This is a genomic window from Prolixibacter sp. NT017 (assembly GCF_009617875.1).
In the GTDB taxonomy this organism is placed as follows: domain Bacteria; phylum Bacteroidota; class Bacteroidia; order Bacteroidales; family Prolixibacteraceae; genus Prolixibacter.
Genome location: NZ_BLAV01000001.1, coordinates 2,128,134 through 2,146,655, shown reverse-complemented (window position 1 = coordinate 2,146,655; position 18,522 = coordinate 2,128,134). Strand labels below are relative to the sequence as shown.

Below are 18,522 nucleotides of genomic sequence, written 5' to 3'. Positions count from 1 at the left end.
TAATTTTTCAAAACAAGTAATATTATCATGAAAGAACTCAATCAAAAAGTTGTTTGGTTCGTCACCGGAAGCCAGCATTTGTACGGCCCGGAGACGCTCAAGCAAGTTGATACAGACTCCGAAACAATTGTAAAAGGTTTGAATGCCTCCGGGAAATTGCCTGTAGAAGTGGTTTTCAAACCGGTGGTAAAAACCCCTGACGAAATACTGAATATTTGTGTAGAAGCGAATTCAGATGCATCGTGTATTGGTGTAATTACCTGGATGCACACCTTCTCACCCGCAAAAATGTGGATTGCTGGCCTGAAGACATTGAATAAGCCTTACATGCATTTGCACACGCAGTTCAACCGTGACATTCCGTGGGATGAAATCGACATGGATTTCATGAACCTGAACCAGAGTGCACATGGTGGTCGCGAGTACGGTTTCATCAATGCGCGTATGCGAAAGAACCGGAAAGTGGTTGTTGGTCACTGGCAGGATGAAAAAGTGCAGGAGAAAGTAGGAGCGTGGTGCCGTACTGCCATTGGCTGGGCCGATTCGCAGGGACTGAAGGTAGCCCGTTTTGGTGATAACATGCGTGAGGTAGCTGTTACCGAAGGCGACAAAGTGGAAGCACAAATTAAATTCGGTTGGCAGATCTCAGCTTTTGGTGTCGGTGATTTAGTAAAATACGTCGATGCAGTAAGCGATGCTGATGTGGATGCATTGGTGGAAGAGTACAACGAGTTGTATGATTTAGCGGACAACTGCAAAAAAGGCGGTGAGTATTACGAGAATGTTCGCGTACAGGCCCGTTACGAAATTGCGTTGAAACGTTTCATGGAAGACGGTGATTTCAAGGCATTCACCACGAACTTTGAGAATCTGACCGGACTTTCACAGTTACCGGGACTGGCTTCTCAGCGTCTGATGGCTGCCGGATATGGTTTCGGTGCCGAAGGTGACTGGAAACAGGCTGCTATGCTGCGCATCATTAAAACGATGTCAACCGGACTGAAGGGCGGTAGCTCGTTCATGGAAGATTATACCTACCATCTCGATCCGGCAGCTCCGGCCGTTCTCGGTTCGCACATGCTGGAAATCTGTCCGTCGATTGCTGTTAAAAAGCCAAAGCTGGAAGTACATCCGTTGGGAATTGGCGGTAAAGATGCTCCGGCCCGTCTGGTGTTCGATAGCGAAACAGGCGATGCCATGAACGTGACGCTTATCGATATGGGCAACCGTTTCCGGGTAATCGTTAATACGCTGGATGTAATCGAACCTTACCAGGATTTGCCCAAGCTTCCGGTAGCCCGTGCGCTGTGGAAGACACATCCAAACCTGGAAGATGGTGCAGCTGCCTGGATTTATGCCGGCGGTACTCATCACTCGGTTTTCACCTTGGCACTCACGCCTGAATTTGTGGAAGATTTTGCTGAGCTGGCCGATGTGGAATATATCCTGATTGACAAGGATACCAAAGTGTCGGAACTGAAGAAAGAACTTCGCTGGAACGAAGTGTACTACATGCTGAAAGGCGGAATCAACTGATTTAGCGCAAAGCGGATAAAATTAAAGTAGCGGTCCGGAGGCTCTGGCTTTCTGGTTTTTGAGGTTTTACGCTCCGGACCGTTTTCTCAACCTTAAAAAAGTTGAATCATGTTAGAGCAGTTAAAAGAAGAGGTTTTTCAGGCGAATCTGGATCTGGTAAAACACGGTCTCGTGATTTTTACATGGGGAAACGTGAGTGGCATCGACCGGGAGAAAGGGCTGTTCGTTATCAAGCCGAGCGGTGTGGATTATTCGGTGATGAAAGCCTCTGATATGGTCGTTGTGGATATGGATGGCAATGTGGTGGAAGGAAATCTGAAACCGTCGTCGGATATGCCCACGCATCTGGTGCTTTATAAGGAATTTCCGGAAATAGGTGGGGTAGTGCACACCCATTCCACCTATTCAACTGCCTGGGCGCAGTCGGGAAAAGCACTCCCAATTATCGGTACAACACACGCCGATTACTTTGCCAACGACATTCCTTGTACACGCGATATGACCGAAGGAGAAGTTTTTGGTGAGTATGAAAAAGAAACCGGCAATGTGATTGTGGAGACATTTGCCCGGCTGAAGCCGATGGAAATTCCCGGTGTGCTGGTGAAGAACCACGGACCGTTTTCGTGGGGAAAAGATGCGCACAACGCGGTTCATAATGCAGTGGTCATGGAAGAGATTTCCAAGATGGCAACCTTTGCCTTCATGAATAATCCTGATCTGACCATGAATCCGCATTTGGTGAAGAAGCACTACGAGCGGAAGCACGGTAAAAACGCTTATTACGGCCAATAAATCATTTCCGGTTTAACCGGAGGACGAACCTTTAGAAAATCGTTACATCATGACAAAATACGTTATAGGGATTGATTACGGAAGTGACTCGTGCCGTGCGTTGGTAGTGGATGCCAGCAACGGAAAAGAGTTGGCGGCTGCCGTAAGAAACTATCCCCGCTGGATGGAAGGCAAATATTGCGATCCGGCGAAGAATCAATATCGTCAACATCCGCTCGATTACATTGAAGTTCTGGAAGCATCGGTAAAGGAAGCGCTGGCCAAATGTCCGGCTGGTGTGGCTGAAAACGTGGTGGGTATTTCGTTCGATACCACCGGAAGTACGCCCGCTTTGACTGACGAGAACGGTACTCCGTTGGCACTGCTACCGGGTTTCGAAGAAAATCCGAATGCGATGTTCATTCTCTGGAAAGATCATACAGCCGTAAAAGAGGCTGATGAAATCAACAAGCTTTCGAAAGAGTGGGACATTGATTACGTGAAATACGAAGGCGGTATTTATTCATCGGAATGGGTGTGGGCGAAGGTGCTGCACGTACTTCGCGAAGATGAAGCGGTAAAAGCCAAAGCTACTTCATGGGTGGAGTACTGCGACTGGCTTCCGGCATTGATTACCGGTACTACTGGATTAAAAGACCTGAAACGCGGTCGTTGTGCCGCTGGCCACAAAGCGATGTGGGATCCGGAATGGAATGGTCTACCTGACGAGAAGTTCCTGACCACACTAGGACCGGAACTGGCCGGTTTACGTGATAATCTTTTCGATGAAACCTATACTTCCGATGCGGCCGCCGGAACGCTTTCTCCCGAATGGGCAGAAAAACTCGGTTTGTCAACCGATGTTGTCGTTGGCGTGAGTGCCTTCGACTGCCACATGGGAGCGGTTGGCGCTGAGATAACGCCGAACACATTGGTTCGTGCCATTGGTACTTCGACTTGTGATATCCTGGTGGCTCCGTACGAAGAGATGAAAGACAAGCTCATTCCGGGTATTTGCGGACAAGTTGATGGTTCCGTTATTCCGGGAATGGTTGGTCTGGAAGCAGGTCAATCGGGATTTGGCGACATTTACGCGTGGTTTAAAAATGTATTGAGCTGGCCGCTGCAATTCCTCGATGATGAGGAACAGCGGAAAGCTATCGAAGATAAAATCCTGCCGGTGTTGTCGGAAGAAGCTGCGAAGATTCCGGTAGAGGAATCGACCATTGTGGCTACCGACTGGCTCAACGGTCGTCGTACACCGGATGCCGACCAGACCGTTACCGGAACCATTGCCGGTTTGAACCTGGGCTCATCAGCTCCGCGTATTTTCCGTGCGCTGGTAGAAGCAACAGCCTTTGGTTCACGTGCCATTACCGATCGGTTTGCTGAGCATGGAATCGAAATCAAAGAAGTAGTTGGTATTGGCGGTGTGGCCAAAAAATCGCCCTTCGTTATGCAGACCATGGCCGATGTGCTGAATATGCCGATAAAGGTGTCGGTATCGGAGCAGGCGATGGCGCTGGGAGCTGCTATGTTTGCTGCGGTTGCCGCGGGAGTTTATTCTTCAGTGGAAGAAGCGCAGGCGGCTATGGGACAAGGTTTCGAAAAGACCTATTATCCGATTGCTGAAAATGCAGCGCAATACAACGAGATTTACAAAAAGTATATTGAATTAGGAAAACTTTAATCTTTCGCAATAGAAACCGTTTTGAGATTAGAAAGGTCCGGTAGCGGGTTTTCCCGTGCCGGACCATACTATCAGAACTGGTTCAACCAGACAAAATCAAACGCAATCCAATTAGTTAAAACTAAAAACGAATTAAACATCCAACCATGAAGCATTTAAAATTTGGGGTAGTTGCCCTGCTTTTGTTGTTCTCAGCAAAACTGATGGCCCAGGAAAACCGGCTAACGGTATATCCTGACGAAGCTAAGACAAAAATCAATAAAGAAATTTACGGCCAGTTTGCCGAGCATCTCGGTCATGGTATCTATGGTGGAATTTATGTAGGAGAGAATTCGGATATCCCGAACATTGACGGGTATCGTACCGATGTGGTGAATGCACTGAAAGCCATGAAGGTTTCGGTTATTCGCTGGCCCGGCGGTTGTTTTGCCGACACGTACCACTGGAAAGATGGAATCGGACCGAAAGATAAGCGCCCATCCATTGTGAATGTGAACTGGGGTGGAGTAACCGAAGATAACAGCTTTGGTACGAATGAATTCCTCGACTTCTGTGAGCTGGTAGGAGCTGAGCCATATATCAGCGTGAACGTTGGTTCCGGAACTGTGGAGGAGGCCTCTCAGTGGGTTGAATATACAACTTCGAACAACGATAGCCCGATGACCCGCCTTCGCAAGAAAAACGGACGTCAGGATCCCTGGCTGGTGAAATACTGGGGCGTAGGAAACGAATCGTGGGGATGTGGTGGCAACATGACGCCCGATTATTATGCCGATCTGTTTAACCAGTTTTCGACTTACATGTGGGGAGCTCAATATAAAATTGCAAGCGGTCCCAATTCCAATGACTACAACTGGACAGAAACTGTGATGAAGAAAGCGATGCGCCACCCTAACCTCATTCAGGGCCTTTCGCTACATTACTATACGATTGCTCATACCTGGAGTAATAAAGGCGATGCGACCGGTTTCAACGAAGATGACTGGTTCGCCTCAATGAAGAAAACGCTTTACATGGACGAGCTGATTCGCCGTCACTCTGCCATCATGGATCGCTACGATCCGCAAAAAAGGGTTGGCTTAATTGTCGACGAATGGGGAAACTGGTTCAATGTAGAACCCGGAACAAACCCCGGCTTCCTGTTCCAGCAGAATACCATGCGTGACGCGGTGGTTGCAGGTGTGAACCTGAACATCTTTAACGAACATGCCGATCGCGTAAAGATGGCTAACATTGCCCAGATGATAAATGTACTGCAGGCAGTTATCCTGACCAAAGACAAGCAGATGGTACTGACGCCCACTTACTACGTATACAAAATGTACAGTGTACATCAGGATGCACGCCTGGTACCGATGAACCTGAAAAGCGCTTCTTATACTTACAAAGGCGACAGTATTCCGGCCATTAGCTCTTCTGCATCGGTAAAAAATGGTGTATTGAGCATAACTCTTTGTAACTTGGATCCGGAAAAGGCCGAGTCGCTGGAATGTGATATTCCTGGTGTGACATACAAGGAAGCATCCGGAAAAATTGTCGATGGTCAGTCTATGGATTCATACAACGATTTCGGTAAGAAACCGGAAGTAACCATGAAGGACTTCGCGGTAGCAAAACCAAAAAACGGTAAGCTGAGCATTACGCTGCCGGCGCATTCCGTTGTATTGGTCCAGTTGAAATAAGTATAACGCATTTCTAAAATATAGCACCATGAAAACGAGTTTAACAATTCTTTCTCTGGTTTTGACGGTTGTGATGATGAGTTGTCAGCCGCAATCGAAACCATCGGTATTTACGCCGGCCGTCCAAAAAATTAATCCCGAAAAATTCGATCAAACGGTCGATGGTAAGCAGGTCAAGCTGTATACCCTTGTTGGACAGAATGGCATTGGACTGAAAGTGACCAACTACGGTGCCCGTATTGTTGCACTTTGTGTGCCCGATAAAAATGGAAAACCGACGGATGTGGTTCTGGGTTACGATAACCTGAATGACTACATCAACCGTCCGCAAACCTATTTCGGAGCGGCGGTTGGTCGTTATGCCAACCGTATTGGTGATGCAAAATTTACGCTCGACGGCGTAAACTACAATCTCGTTGCCAACGATGGTATGAATAGTCTGCATGGTGGTCCGAAAGGCTACTTTGCCGTGGTTTGGAATGCCAGGAAACTGAGCGATTCCAAAATTCAGTTTACCTATCATTCTCCCGATATGGAAGAAGGTTACCCGGGTGATTTGGATGTTACGGTAACGTACGAACTGACTCCGCAAAATGGACTGAAGATTGATTACAAGGCAACCACCGACAAGACAACGGTGCTGAACCTGACCAATCATTCGTATTTTAACCTTTCGGGAGAAGGTTCCAAAACCATTCTCGACCATGTGATGATGTTGAACGCCGACAGCATTACGCCGGTTGATTCTACGTTGATTCCGACAGGCATCATCGAATCGGTTACCGGAACTCCGTTTGATTTTACAAAACCGACGCCGATTGGCGAGCGCATCAATGCCGATAATACGCAGCTGAAGTATGGGAAAGGTTACGACCACAACTGGGTGCTGAATAACAAAAGCAGCAATGTCGCATTGGCCGCAACCGTATATTCTCCGGTATCGGGGATCAAAATGGATGTGTTAACCGACCAGCCCGGTATTCAGTTCTACACCGGAAACTTCCTGAACGGTCAGGAGATTGGCAAATCAGGAAAGCCCTACGAGCATCGCAGTGCTTTCTGTCTCGAAGTGCAGCACTATCCCGATTCTCCGAACAAACCACAGTTCCCGACTACAACATTAAAGCCGGGGCAAACCTATCAGCATGAGTGTATCTACCGTTTTTCGGTAATGAAATAAAAAATTGTGTTTTAGTGGAAGTCTGATAAGACTTCGGTATTCAGTTAGTGATTATAATTTATAATCATCAGGTTTAGATTAGGCAGGTTGGAACTTTCCGGTTTCAACCTGTTTTTTTTATCTCTTTCAATACCTCCGGTGTTGGTTTTTCGTTTTCCGTTTTCCCGGAAAGCAATTCTTTTATCTCTGTCAGCATTCCTGTTTCATTTTTCGTCTGTCCGGCTGGCTTTCGCGGCCTTCCTGCCCGGCAGGAAGGCCTCCTGAGCTGCAAAGGCCCCCCAAAAGGGTCTATTCAATGAACTGTGTCAGTCTTAAATTTTTCTTTTTCAAAGCCCTTCAGTTAAAAACAGGGTTTTGGAAAAGAAAAAATTATTCAGGATTCATTCTCTCTTCATATAGTATTGAAAGTTGAGCTAACGTATTTTTCCAGTTCTTAATTGGCCTCGACCATTTTTCTGTTATTCTTATTGTTATCAGGTACAGCAGCTTTAACAGAGCTGCGTCGTTTGGAAATATTCTCTTGCTTTTGGTGATTTTACGTAACTGGCTGTGATAACTTTCGATGATGTTGGTGGTGTACATGAGCCTGCGGAGCTCATAGGGGTAGTGGAAAAAAGTACTGAGTCCGTCCCAGTTATTCCTCCATGAACGAATGACAGCAGGGTATTGCTTCCCCCATTTTTCATCAAACTTGTCCAGATTCCTTTCCCCTTCCTGGTAATTTAGAGCGGTATAAATTAATCGCAGGTCAGCTACAAACTCCTTGTAATCTTTTTTACGTAAATATTTAAAGGAATTACGGATTTGGTGAATCACACATAGTTGAACATCGGTTTTGGGAAAGATACTTTCGATAGCTTCTTTAAAGCCAGTCAGGTTATCAATGCAGGCAATCAGGATGTCTTTGACTCCCCGGTTCTGAAGGTCGCTCAGCACCTGTAACCAAAATTTAGCTCCCTCTTTCTCACCGATATACATCCCCAGTATTTCTTTTATGCCATCCTGACCGACTCCGAGAACATGATAAACTGCTTTGTGAACAATCCTTCCTTCACTACGCACTTTGTAATGGACTGCATCGAGCCATACAATCGGATATAAAGCCTCCAACGGACGGTTTTGCCACTGGTAAACCTCGGGCATAATACGGTCGGTTATTGCGCTTAATGTGGCCGGAGAAAGTGTGATGCCATATAAATCTTCCAGGTGTTCACAAATGCTCTCATAACTCATCCCTTTGGCATAAAGAGAAATCACTTTGTGATCGATTCCATCTCCCAGGGTCAGCTGCCGTTTGCGGACAATCTGCGGTGAGAAGCTGCTTTCACGATCCCGGGGTGAATCGATTTCGATTTCGCCAAAACTTGTTTTTACCTTCTTTGTCCCCTTGCCGTTACGGCGATTTTGCGTTTCACCTTCCTGTAGATGGGCGTCAAGTTCTCCATGAAGGCTTGCATTTAGCAGCCGTTGCAATAACGGAGCCAACACCCCGCCTTTCCCTTCAAGCTTCTTTCCCTTTTTCAGTTGCTCGATAGCTTCCTTCTCAAAGGCTTCATAGTCAAATTTCTGTTCCTCCATAATGCTACAAGTTATAATTTGTTATTCAATTATTCCTTGACACAGTTGGCTGAACAGACTCCCCCAAAATCCTGCAAAGACTACAAAAATAGCAGCAAAGACCTCCCTAGAGGTTGCAAAGACAGCAAAAATAGCTGCAAAGAGGGGTAAAACCCCTGCAAGAGATGACAAATTGTTTGGCAGGGAAATAAATAATTGAGCAAGGAACATAAAAATTGAGCAGGGCAAATAAATTGAACGGCAGTGCTACGGAAAAGTAGCAAAATGTCAAATTTTGATGTTTGGCTACTAAAAAGTTAACCTGACAGGCTTTTGAAACCTGTCAGGTTTGTGTTGTATCGTTATAGAAAAACTTCTCTTTTTATTCCGGATAAATGGGCGGAAATCGCTTATTCGGCATTCGAAATTAGCCTTCAGAGAAGGTCTTCATCTGGTTTCACTGTTTTACTTACCGAAAACTGAATACGAGAAGGTCAAAGTCAGCATTCTGTTTTTGTAAATCTGGCCATAATCATTTTTATTGCCCATTCCCTGGTCTTTAAAGCCCCTTATATAACAGAGAGAAGCATCTAATTTTTGAGTCAGGTGGTAGCCTGCACCCAGTAGCCCGTTAAATTCCGGTTTCTCATTCACATAGTCATAATTGAGTAACCAGGATGTTTCTATTCCTCCTTCGATAAAGAACTTTTGTACGGGAGTAAATTTAACTTTCAACGGAACGACAAGGTAATGCTGTGGGTATGTTTCTTCAACGGTTTTATAAGCATAACCAGTTGTGGGATTCGATTCATCTGGTATTTCAAAAGCCGTTTTGTTGGTTTTGTATCTGTAACCAACGCCGAGCGAAGCGGAGAACAATTTTCCTATTGGATAGGAGGCATAGGCTCCTCCTCCGGTTGAAAAACCATTTTTTTTGACAGATGTTCCTTCAGGAAAAAATTGGCTTCCTTCGACGTATATTCCTGCCCTGAATTTCGACTGCGAAAAGGAGACAAGACTAATCAAAAGGAAAACTGTTGTAATTGCTAATCGTTTCATGGTAATAATATTAGTACGTTAATATGTGAATCATCTGGCGGTGATAGCCGGCAAAAATTCCAACGCCGTTATTGATGTTGGAATAAACCTCAACAGGCCCGGAATAGGGATTGAGTCGTTGACTTATTTGCAAAATATAGGTACGGTAGTACTCGTAATAATCGATGCTTCCTTGTGTTACTTCGAGCCAGTACTCAATACCGGGTTTGGATCCGTAGTTGTACTGCATATCGTATTTGAGGTTCGGGTCGGCATAAAGCAATCCTGCTTCTACAACTTGCTGTCCCTGGCCAAAAACCGTATTGGTATCGTATGAGATATTACTTGTCCGGTTGTCGTTGGCAAAGCATTGGGTAGGCTCGAATGCGGCATATTCTCTTTGCTTGACAGTTTTCTTTCGGAGTTTTTCCCTAAGCATGTTGTAGTGGTTTGTTATTTCTGTGTATGCTTCTGTACCATTGAAGCATTTTTCAAATACATCCCGGGATATTTGCCATTGGTCTGCAACCTGCCGCAGACGTGTGGCCGCAAGTGGAGGTATGCCCTGCTGTTCCAGCTCTTTTACAGCAGAAGAGGGGAGAAGATAACGGTTGTAGCCTGACTCAGGATTAAATTTTTTGGCGCGAAAGACCATATTTGCATCGGGTACCGGCTTTTCAAAACGGACTGTAAGGGGGAATACATCGTAGTCCAGCAAGTCATTCGGATACATGTAGGTGAGCCAGTTAATTGTGAAATCGTCCACTTTTGCTTTTACCGGAAGTGGGATACTGCTTTGAGCGTTTATTTGATCATATCCCGGTACATCTATTTTTAGTGTATATACTTTACCGGCGACCGGTTTTTGTTCCGACTGGTAATGTCCAAATTTTGTATAATGTAAGCGAATGATTGGATCGGTTCCAGATGCTATCTCCACAGTGGCATTTTTTATATAGGTATCAATATTTTGGGTCATATTCTTTGTTGTAAGCAGAACAATGTCCCAACCTTTCTCGTCGGAGAATAATCCCTGTACAACAATTTTTTTTTCGTTGTTTTTTATGTGAACATCCATATCGCGGGTACACGAAAAGAACAGGAGTATGATAACCGTAATAATTGATGAGACTCTTATATACGTACAACACTTTTTCATGAGACTAGAATTGAATATGGTAACTGATGGATGGGAGAAACGGAAAAATGCTTATTTGCCTGTATTTTTGGTAGCCATTGGGCGCAGTATATGGATAATACATATACGGATTTTGACGAGCATATACATTGTATACTCCAATTTTCCATTCGCGTTCGTATGATGTTCGTTGTTTTTTGAATGTCAATCCGATGTCGAGGTGGTGAAAAGCGGGAAGCCTGCTTCCGTTGTAATTATCGATGTATTGAATGCGAGCGGGATCTTCCACATCTTTACCGGTGATAAAATCGGTAATTGTATAGTTTACCGGTCCGGCAGCCTGATAATTTATCTGAGGTATAGTAGCAGCTGTTCCGGATTGGAAAGTCCATACAGCCGATAATTCAGTTTTTTCTGATAGTTTGTAAATCAGACCAACATTGATGTCATGCCGGCGGTCGAATTTGAACGGAAATGGTTGGCCATTGTTGATGGAGGCAAATTTGCGTCTGTTCCACGAAAGAGTATAGTTTAACCATCCTTTCAGTTGATTTTTTTCGTAGTTTAGATGTTGCTCGAAACCCCATGCTCTTCCGGTACCGGTTTCAACCAGGCTTCCCCAGTCTTTGTATATGTCCATAAAGCTGTATCCTGCCTTATAATTAATTACACCTTTCATTGTTTTGTAGTATGAGTCGAAAGAGTAGTTCAGGTGATTATTTACAGAAGTATTGATTCCTAAGGCAATTTGCGTGGAATATTCGGGCGGTACATTTTTGATGGCAGGTACCCATATGTCGGAGGGGAGACCGATACTGCTGTTCGTGAGCAAGTGGATGGGTTGTGCCATTTCATCGTACGACAGGTTTATACTGTACTTTGGCGATGGGGCAAAACAAAGGCTTACGCGGGGCTGTAAATAGGTAAACCATTCTCCCTGCAATAAATAGAAGTCGTATCTCAGTCCTCCGTAAATCGTTAGTTTTTCATCCGGCGTCCAATGGTCGTCAGCAAACAGGGCCAGCGCTTTGTTTGAAGTCCATCCGTTTCCTCTTTTGAAGGGAGTTTCGTCGTTCCTCGAAATTTCCTGTTTGCCGGGGACAAACCCGTTGACCTCAGCATTGCTGCCAAATTGTATCTTATGTTGATTGGTTAGGTACCAGTCGAAAAGGAACTGAAGTTTGTTGTTATTAACAAGTGTGTTGTATCTAATATCGGTTTGTTGTTTCTCGTTCTTATTTGCTTCTGTTCGAATCTGCCTGTAATTATTGTGAATGGTATATTGAAATAAGCCCGAAGAGAGCGTGGTGTTGAGGAACAATTTATTTCCAACCTGGCTATTCCACCGAATAGCCCCGATCTTATTTCCCCATCGGAGATCTACCTTTGTCCGCTGTTCGGATGTGATTTCCCGGCCCTCCTGACCTGTAAAAGTTTCATCTTGGAAAAAACGGGAAAACATCCGGTCACCACCGGTATAAAAGCTAAAGTAAAGCCTGTTTTTCTTGTTGAGATCAAAATTAAATTTCAGGTTGAAGTCGTAAAAGTTGAGTCCCGGAACAACGGCACCGTCATCAGACGATTGTTTGTTTATTTTGGCTGCACCCGTGACCAGTACATCAAGAAGAGTTCTTCGGGCAGAGATTAAATACGATGATTTTCCTTTTTTTATGGGACCTTCGTGTGTGAATTTTGATGAAATAATGCCGAAAGTGAGATTGGTTTTCTGCTTATTTTTATTGCCTTCTTTCATCCGTACATCAATCACCGATGATAAACGGCCTCCGTAGCGTACGGGGAAGCCTCCCTTATAAAAATCGACGCTTTGCAGTGCTTCGGGAGTGAAAACAGAAACAAAGCCGAACAGATGAGATGCGTTGAATACGGGTACTCCGTCTAATAAAATAAGATTCTGGTCAGGACTTCCGCCGCGCACAAATATACCGGCGCTTCCTTCGTGCCCTTGTTGCACTCCTGGTAATATAGTCAGGCTTTTTAATACATCCTGTTCGCCAAGAAATCCGGGGAGTGCCTCAATGGATTGCATGGTGATGTGTTGGTGTCCTGGCAACGAGGAATCAAGATTTTTGTTTTTTGCCGAAACCTTGATCTGCTGTATTTCATTTTGGCTGCTCAACCTGAAATCGATGGTTGTATCTTTTTGAACAGCTAGGTTCAGATGTTGTGGCTGGTACCCAACATACGAGATGAAGAGGCTAACTTTCCCGGTAGGAACTCTCAGGGAATAGAAGCCATAATTGTTGCTTAGGGTACCCTGCAGTGAAGACAGGTTGTAAATGGTGGCGCTATTTAAATTCTCAGAAGATATGGAATCGCGGATATAGCCTGAAATGGTTGCATATTTCTGAGCATCGACCTGTTGGTAAAAGAAAAGTAGAATTAGCAGAATGTTGCGAAGATGGCTCATATGATAAACCTGAAGAGAATACCGGAACAAATTGAAATAGGTGCCCCGGTATTCCATATTTTAATCGATGTTACTTATTGAACAACAAATTTTATTGGATCGTTTTCCGTTCCAGTCTTCCTCGTCCATATTTTAAAATTAATGAGTTCTACAGTCGGCGCGATTGGTGCTGCCGGCGGATTATCACTAACTATCCGGAAAGGATACTGGGCTGCATACAGTTTTATGAAATGATTGGAAAGAGCCTCTGAAGGCTGTTTCAAGGTGGGGTTTGAATCGGAATAATTTACTTTTGGGTAAGTGAAATTTTCTTCCGCAATATGATTCCCTCCTATTTTTACTGCATAGTCTTTGTATGATAAGTGGGTCTGATAATCTCTCCATCCGAAAATTCCTTTCTTCTGTTGGTGGCAGTATATTTCATATTTTACTCCATCGGGTAAATCGACCCATTTAAAATCATGAGCATCGGGAATATAGACACGTTTGGGAACTTTAACGACATCGTAGCTTAAAGAAACCGACAATTTATATTTACCACTTCTTTTTTCCGTCTTAAAATATTTCCCATAACCATCTACGGAAGCAGATTTCAGAAGATTCCCAAATTGAATGTATTCAACATCTGCCGGTGATGCTTCACCTTTTCTTACCAAGGAAAGAAGTTCGGGAGTTCCTTCGTATATAGCAATTCCTCCGGCTTTATTAAAGGCATAGAGAATGTCTCCAATTTTTACAATGCCATCTTTGTTAAGAACGGATGCCCAGCTGTAGTTAAAAAAAGGATAATCCATGCATGAATCTCTTTTACTAAAGTAACCCTCAGAGGCAGCTGCATTAGCTTTCTTTATGAACGAAGAGTAGTCGTTAGTGTCGAAAATTTCATCATTCAGTTTAGCGCGGTAGGTTCTGGCTGATTCAAAGTGCATGTATTCTTCCCATGATATTTGCGATGAAGCATCTTCCTGATTCTTTATTTGTGCGATACTATCTAGTGTTTCTACGTTCTTGAATGCCAGATAGCCATTTTCTGAGTACACATTGGGTTCCATAGCGTTTTTCTGTAGTAGTTCACCAGGGAGTTGACTGTCTACGTCATCCTTTTGGCAACCAGTGAAAAAGGTCGATAGTGCAGCTGCCATGCACAACAAAACAAATTTTTTCATTTCTTTGTAGAGTTTTAATGGAGATGGAAGCAGGAACTTCCGACTCCGGATTATTAAAATACCTGTTGTAACCCGGTTCTTGTTATAAGGGCTGGGTTACTTTTTACCCTTGTTTTTATAATAGAGAAGTAATATGAATACTGAATGGTATAACATATCTAACTCTTTATAATAGTTTTTGTTTTATTTCAGAAAATGTCTATTCTTGGTTGAGATTCATTTAGGATGAATTGATAGAGCTAAGGTAGTTATTATTTCCAAGCATACAAGGTTTGTTCAAAAAAATGAACTTTTTTTTGGTGCTATTTTATAAAATTCGATAAGTATATATATGAGGTCTTTCGAATAGTTGTATATAATTATTTTCATATATAGTTTAAGTATAATTGTAAAACCATATTTATATCCTTCTGTTTTGTGGGAAAAACGATATAGCAAAAGATATGACAGAAAAAGCTTCCTAAGACTGCCAAATTCTTCAGTGAGAAAAAGCCTTGTAGAAACTAGTGAATTGTTTTGAAAGGAAGCAAAAATGAGAGTCGGACGTAATAAATCTCGCTAAGACGAACAAAATGAATGAGGACTAGTAAGGTGTGACAAAATGTTCGTTTTTTACTTTTGAACAAAGAAAAGCCTGACAGGTACTGAAAACCTATCAGGCATGTGTGTTTATCGTTAGCGGAATACTTCCGTTACTCAGGATAAATGGGCGGAAACTGTTTGGGGTCGGTTTCACTCATCATCTCGTATACAGCGTCAAACACATCTTCGGCATTCGGGTTGGAGAAGTAATCACCGTCGGTTGAATAGGCCGGTCGGTGTGATTCGGCGGTAATGGTCTTCGGAGCTGAGTCGAGCTGGAAATATCCGCGCTGTTTTTCCATTACGTGCTGCATCATGAAAGCCGTGGTCCCTCCCGGTACATCCTCGTCGAAGAAGACGATGCGGTTGGTCTTCGAAAGCGACTTACCAATAACGCCGGTTGTATCGAACGGTAACAGCGTTTGCACATCAATCAGTTCTACACTAATGCCAAAGTCATCGAGTTGTTTTACTGCTTCCTGAGCAATGCGTACACAAGAACCATAAGTTACCAAAGTCACGTCGGTTCCTTCATGTATAATTTCCGGAATACCGAGTGGCACTTTAAACTCACCGAGGTTCTCCGGACATTTCTCGCGAATGCGGTAACCGTTGAGTGACTCGATCACCAGTGCCGGGTCATCCGATTCCAGCAGCGTGTTGTACATGCCGGCTGCCTGGGTCATATCGCGCGGAACGCAAACATGAATACCGCGAATGGAGTTGATGATCATGCTGAGTGGTGAACCGGAGTGCCAGATACCAATCAATCGGTGACCACGGGTACGGACAATCACCGGTGCTTTTTGAGCGCCGGCGGTACGCCAGTGCAGCGTGGCCAAATCGTCGCTAAGCGTTTGCAGCGCATACAGGATATAGTCGAAATACTGAATCTCGACAATGGGACGCATTCCGCGCAAAGCGAGGCCGATTCCCTGTCCCAGGATAGTCGTTTCGCGGATACCGGTGTCGGTTACCCGGAGTTCGCCATACTTGGCCTGCATGCCTTCCAGTCCTTTGTTCACATCACCCAATGCGCCGGTATCTTCGCCAAAGGTGACCAGCAGCGGGTATTTGGCAAAGAGTTTATCGAAGTTGCGCAGCAGTACTTCACGGCCCGGAATGGTTTCCGATTTATCGGTAAAAACCGGCGGAACTGCAGTCGATTTAACGGCTGCAAAATCCGTTTCACTGTATAGTTTGCTGCTGTATCGTTCGTGGTTTTGTACGCCTTGTTCTTTCAGCCAGTTGGAAAGCTGATGCTGAAGGCTCCGTTTGGCCGGGCACGTGCGGCAAACATTCCGCATGATTTTCCGCGCCGAGCTAACCGTATCCCTGCGGATGGGATACTTTAGCTTTTTGAGCGAATTGGTGATGGAATCCACTACATCGCTTCGGGAGTCGACACAGCTACAGGAGCGGCCTTCAACGATGCGAACCAGTTCGTCGCGTTCTTTCTGCACCGGTGTTTTGATGTTTTTCCAGGCTTTGTCTTTCGCTTTCCGTGCAATATCTTCTGCCTCTTTCTCGAGCGATTTTAGTTCTTCTTCAGTGGCAATGCCTTCCACCAGCAACCACTCTTTCATCTTTACAATCGCATCGAACTCGGTTTCCCATTTCAGGCGTTCCTTCGGCTTGTAACGCTCGTGAGAACCCGATGATGAGTGTCCCATCGGCTGAGTCAGCTCATTCACATGAAAAAGAACCGGAATGTGTTTTTCTCGGCAACGGGCAACGCCTTCTCCGTACATTTCAAGCAGGCGGGGATAATCCCATCCTTTTGCACGGTAAATCAGGATTCCGTTCTCGTCGTTGTTTCGTTTTTCAAAACCACTCAACACTTCCGAGATATTGGCTTTGGCAATCTGGTATTTTCCGGGTACGGAAATACCGTAGCCATCGTCCCACACCGAGAGTGCCAGCGGAACCTGCAACACTGCCGAAGCATTGATCGTTTCCCAAAAATGTCCTTCGGCCGAGCTCGCGTCGCCAATGGTACCAAAAACCACTTCGTTACCTAAATCCGAAAACTGCGTGTAATCGTGTAGTTCTTTGTTGTTCCGGTAAAGTTTCGATGCGTAGGCCAGTCCGACCATGCGAGGCATTTGACCGGCAGTGGGAGCGATGTCGGAGGAAGTGTTTTTTTGTTCGACCAGGTTGAGCCACTGGCCGTCGGGAGTTACATTGGGTGTACCATAGTGGTTAACCATGGAGCGACCGGCATTGCCCGGATTGGCTTCAGCATCCGTGTCGCCGTACAATTGTGCAAATAGTTCTTCGGGAGTGGTCATCCCGGTAGCCAGCATAAACGTCTGGTCGCGATAATAACCTGAACGCCAGTCGCCCTCTCTGAAAAAATGGGCGGCTGCCAACTGAGCGATCTCTTTTCCATCTCCAAAGATTCCGAATTCGGCGTTACCCCTTAACACCTCCTTGCGTCCGATAACACTGATTTGCCGGCTAAGGTGGGCCAGCTTGTAGTCATTCAGGATATCTTCTTTGGACAAATTTTTAAGAACTTTCCCATAAGGGATTTCTAATGTTGACATATGAGCTTGCTTAGTATTTTCTTTCGACGTGAAAATTATAAAGATTTAATCTTAATAAAAGAGACAAATATCACGCTGCCCCATTTTTTTCAGGTTTAACCTATATTCTTCACTTAATATTCGACTCAATCGTACCATAAATACAAGAATTGATTAAGCTTTTTCCAATCTGAAAACAACGAATGTTTCATTTCGTTCATTTGTCCGAAGCAATTTCTTTCGCGCAGACAGGGTAATTACCAGCAGGGAAATGTTTTATTAAAAGCAGAATTAAGAACGAATTCAGTTTTGGGAGTATAAAGGGGAAGTCTGTTCCGACTCATCGGATTCCGAAATAGGTGAACAGGTAGGAGGCAAATTCTTCCGGAGAATTGACGGGCTTTTCTTCTGTTGCCTGGCCGCTTTGAGAGATTTTGAGTGTGTCGTCTGTCAGTGTAATGCGGCCGTTGTTGGTCGGTTTTGTAATCAGGCGGCTTTTTGTGAAAGGCGACTCCGGGCTGGTTTGATGATACTGGCACATGGCTTCAAATTCCTTGAGTTCCCGCTGTCTGTTTTCGAATATGTACACTGGTTGCCAAACATTACCTTCCTGCTTGCTCACCCGGTAGTAAATTTCTTCATACCGGTCGATCCGGAAGGTACCTCTCTCATCGTTTTGTGGTTTCGTTGTGTCGAGCTGCAAGGGCGAAAAAGTGAACTCACCGAAACCGACATCGGCCAGGTAGTTTTTTCCATCGATGGTGGCTACAATTGCCAGGTGGTCGTACTCGGGAGCGTATTCATTGTCGTGGTAAACACGGGCAGAAATTCGTCGGACTTTGAAGCCTAAATGCTTCAGCAATTCATAAAACAAGCTGTTCAATTCGTAACAGAATCCTCCCCGGTGTTGATCTATGACTTTGTTATAAATATGATCGATGTTAAGTTCGATAGGGACGTTTTGATGAATGTCCAGGTTTTCGAAAGGAATATGGAGTAAGTGCATCTTTTGCAATTGCGACAAAACAAGTACCGACGGTGTTAGCCGCTCATTGTATCTTATTCGCTCCAGATACGAATCGGGGATAATTGTCATGTGTTGTTAGTTATTTATCGTATCGGAAATATAGCAATTAAATTTGTGCTGCAGTTGCTGGAAGCCTGGATGGAGGCACGTCAGAAGTTCTGGAGAATTTATTCTATCGTTTGACGAACTTTTATTAACT

General features: G+C 44.6%; 12 protein-coding genes. 5 read left to right on the top strand and 7 right to left on the bottom strand.

Annotation, left to right across the window (positions count from 1 at the left end; all coding sequences use genetic code 11):
• The first annotated feature begins 27 nt into the window (after window positions 1-27).
• The 5 genes from araA to GJU87_RS08945 all read left to right on the top strand — a co-directional run bounded on the left by araA (window position 28) and on the right by GJU87_RS08945 (window position 6,859).
• On the top strand, window positions 28-1,536 hold the full coding sequence (gene araA / locus GJU87_RS08965) for an L-arabinose isomerase (RefSeq protein WP_153639208.1): 1,509 nt from the start codon (window positions 28-30) through the stop codon (window positions 1,534-1,536).
• Between the two features lie 108 nt (window positions 1,537-1,644).
• Window positions 1,645-2,328: an L-ribulose-5-phosphate 4-epimerase gene (locus GJU87_RS08960; RefSeq protein ID WP_153639207.1), complete on the top strand. Its 684-nt coding sequence runs from the start codon at window positions 1,645-1,647 to the stop codon at window positions 2,326-2,328.
• A gap of 49 nt (window positions 2,329-2,377) precedes the next feature.
• Window positions 2,378-3,997 carry a ribulokinase gene (locus tag GJU87_RS08955; protein WP_153639206.1) on the top strand — a complete coding sequence of 540 codons (1,620 nt, stop codon included), beginning with the start codon at window positions 2,378-2,380 and terminating at the stop codon, window positions 3,995-3,997.
• Between the two features lie 146 nt (window positions 3,998-4,143).
• Complete coding sequence (locus tag GJU87_RS08950; RefSeq protein WP_153639205.1) at window positions 4,144-5,679, top strand: alpha-N-arabinofuranosidase; 1,536 nt, start codon at window positions 4,144-4,146, stop codon at window positions 5,677-5,679.
• A 28-nt stretch (window positions 5,680-5,707) separates the two neighbouring features.
• Window positions 5,708-6,859 (top strand): aldose epimerase family protein, encoded by a 1,152-nt coding sequence (locus GJU87_RS08945; RefSeq protein WP_153639204.1) that lies wholly within the window; start codon window positions 5,708-5,710, stop codon window positions 6,857-6,859.
• A gap of 369 nt (window positions 6,860-7,228) precedes the next feature.
• On the opposite strand, the gene GJU87_RS08940 is transcribed toward GJU87_RS08945, so the two are convergent.
• The 7 genes from GJU87_RS08940 to GJU87_RS08910 form a co-directional block, all read right to left on the bottom strand.
• Window positions 7,229-8,437, bottom strand: coding sequence for an IS256 family transposase (locus tag GJU87_RS08940; RefSeq protein WP_153638082.1), 1,209 nt, complete (start codon window positions 8,435-8,437; stop codon window positions 7,229-7,231).
• Between the two features lie 444 nt (window positions 8,438-8,881).
• Entirely contained in the window at window positions 8,882-9,475 is a 594-nt protein-coding gene (locus GJU87_RS08935; RefSeq protein WP_153639203.1) for an outer membrane beta-barrel protein, read from the bottom strand.
• Window positions 9,476-9,485: 10 nt separating this feature from the next.
• Window positions 9,486-10,613, bottom strand: coding sequence for a DUF4249 family protein (locus tag GJU87_RS08930; protein ID WP_153639202.1), 1,128 nt, complete (start codon window positions 10,611-10,613; stop codon window positions 9,486-9,488).
• Window positions 10,614-10,617: 4 nt separating this feature from the next.
• Window positions 10,618-13,077 carry a TonB-dependent receptor domain-containing protein gene (locus GJU87_RS08925; RefSeq protein ID WP_153639201.1) on the bottom strand — a complete coding sequence of 820 codons (2,460 nt, stop codon included), beginning with the start codon at window positions 13,075-13,077 and terminating at the stop codon, window positions 10,618-10,620.
• Window positions 13,078-13,094: 17 nt separating this feature from the next.
• Window positions 13,095-14,186 (bottom strand): hypothetical protein, encoded by a 1,092-nt coding sequence (locus GJU87_RS08920; protein WP_153639200.1) that lies wholly within the window; start codon window positions 14,184-14,186, stop codon window positions 13,095-13,097.
• A gap of 692 nt (window positions 14,187-14,878) precedes the next feature.
• A complete protein-coding gene (locus tag GJU87_RS08915; RefSeq protein ID WP_153639199.1) occupies window positions 14,879-17,317 on the bottom strand; it encodes a thiamine pyrophosphate-dependent enzyme in 2,439 nt (812 codons plus the stop codon).
• Between the two features lie 319 nt (window positions 17,318-17,636).
• Window positions 17,637-18,392 (bottom strand): arylamine N-acetyltransferase, encoded by a 756-nt coding sequence (locus GJU87_RS08910; protein ID WP_228491923.1) that lies wholly within the window; start codon window positions 18,390-18,392, stop codon window positions 17,637-17,639.
• Window positions 18,393-18,522 lie beyond the last annotated feature (130 nt).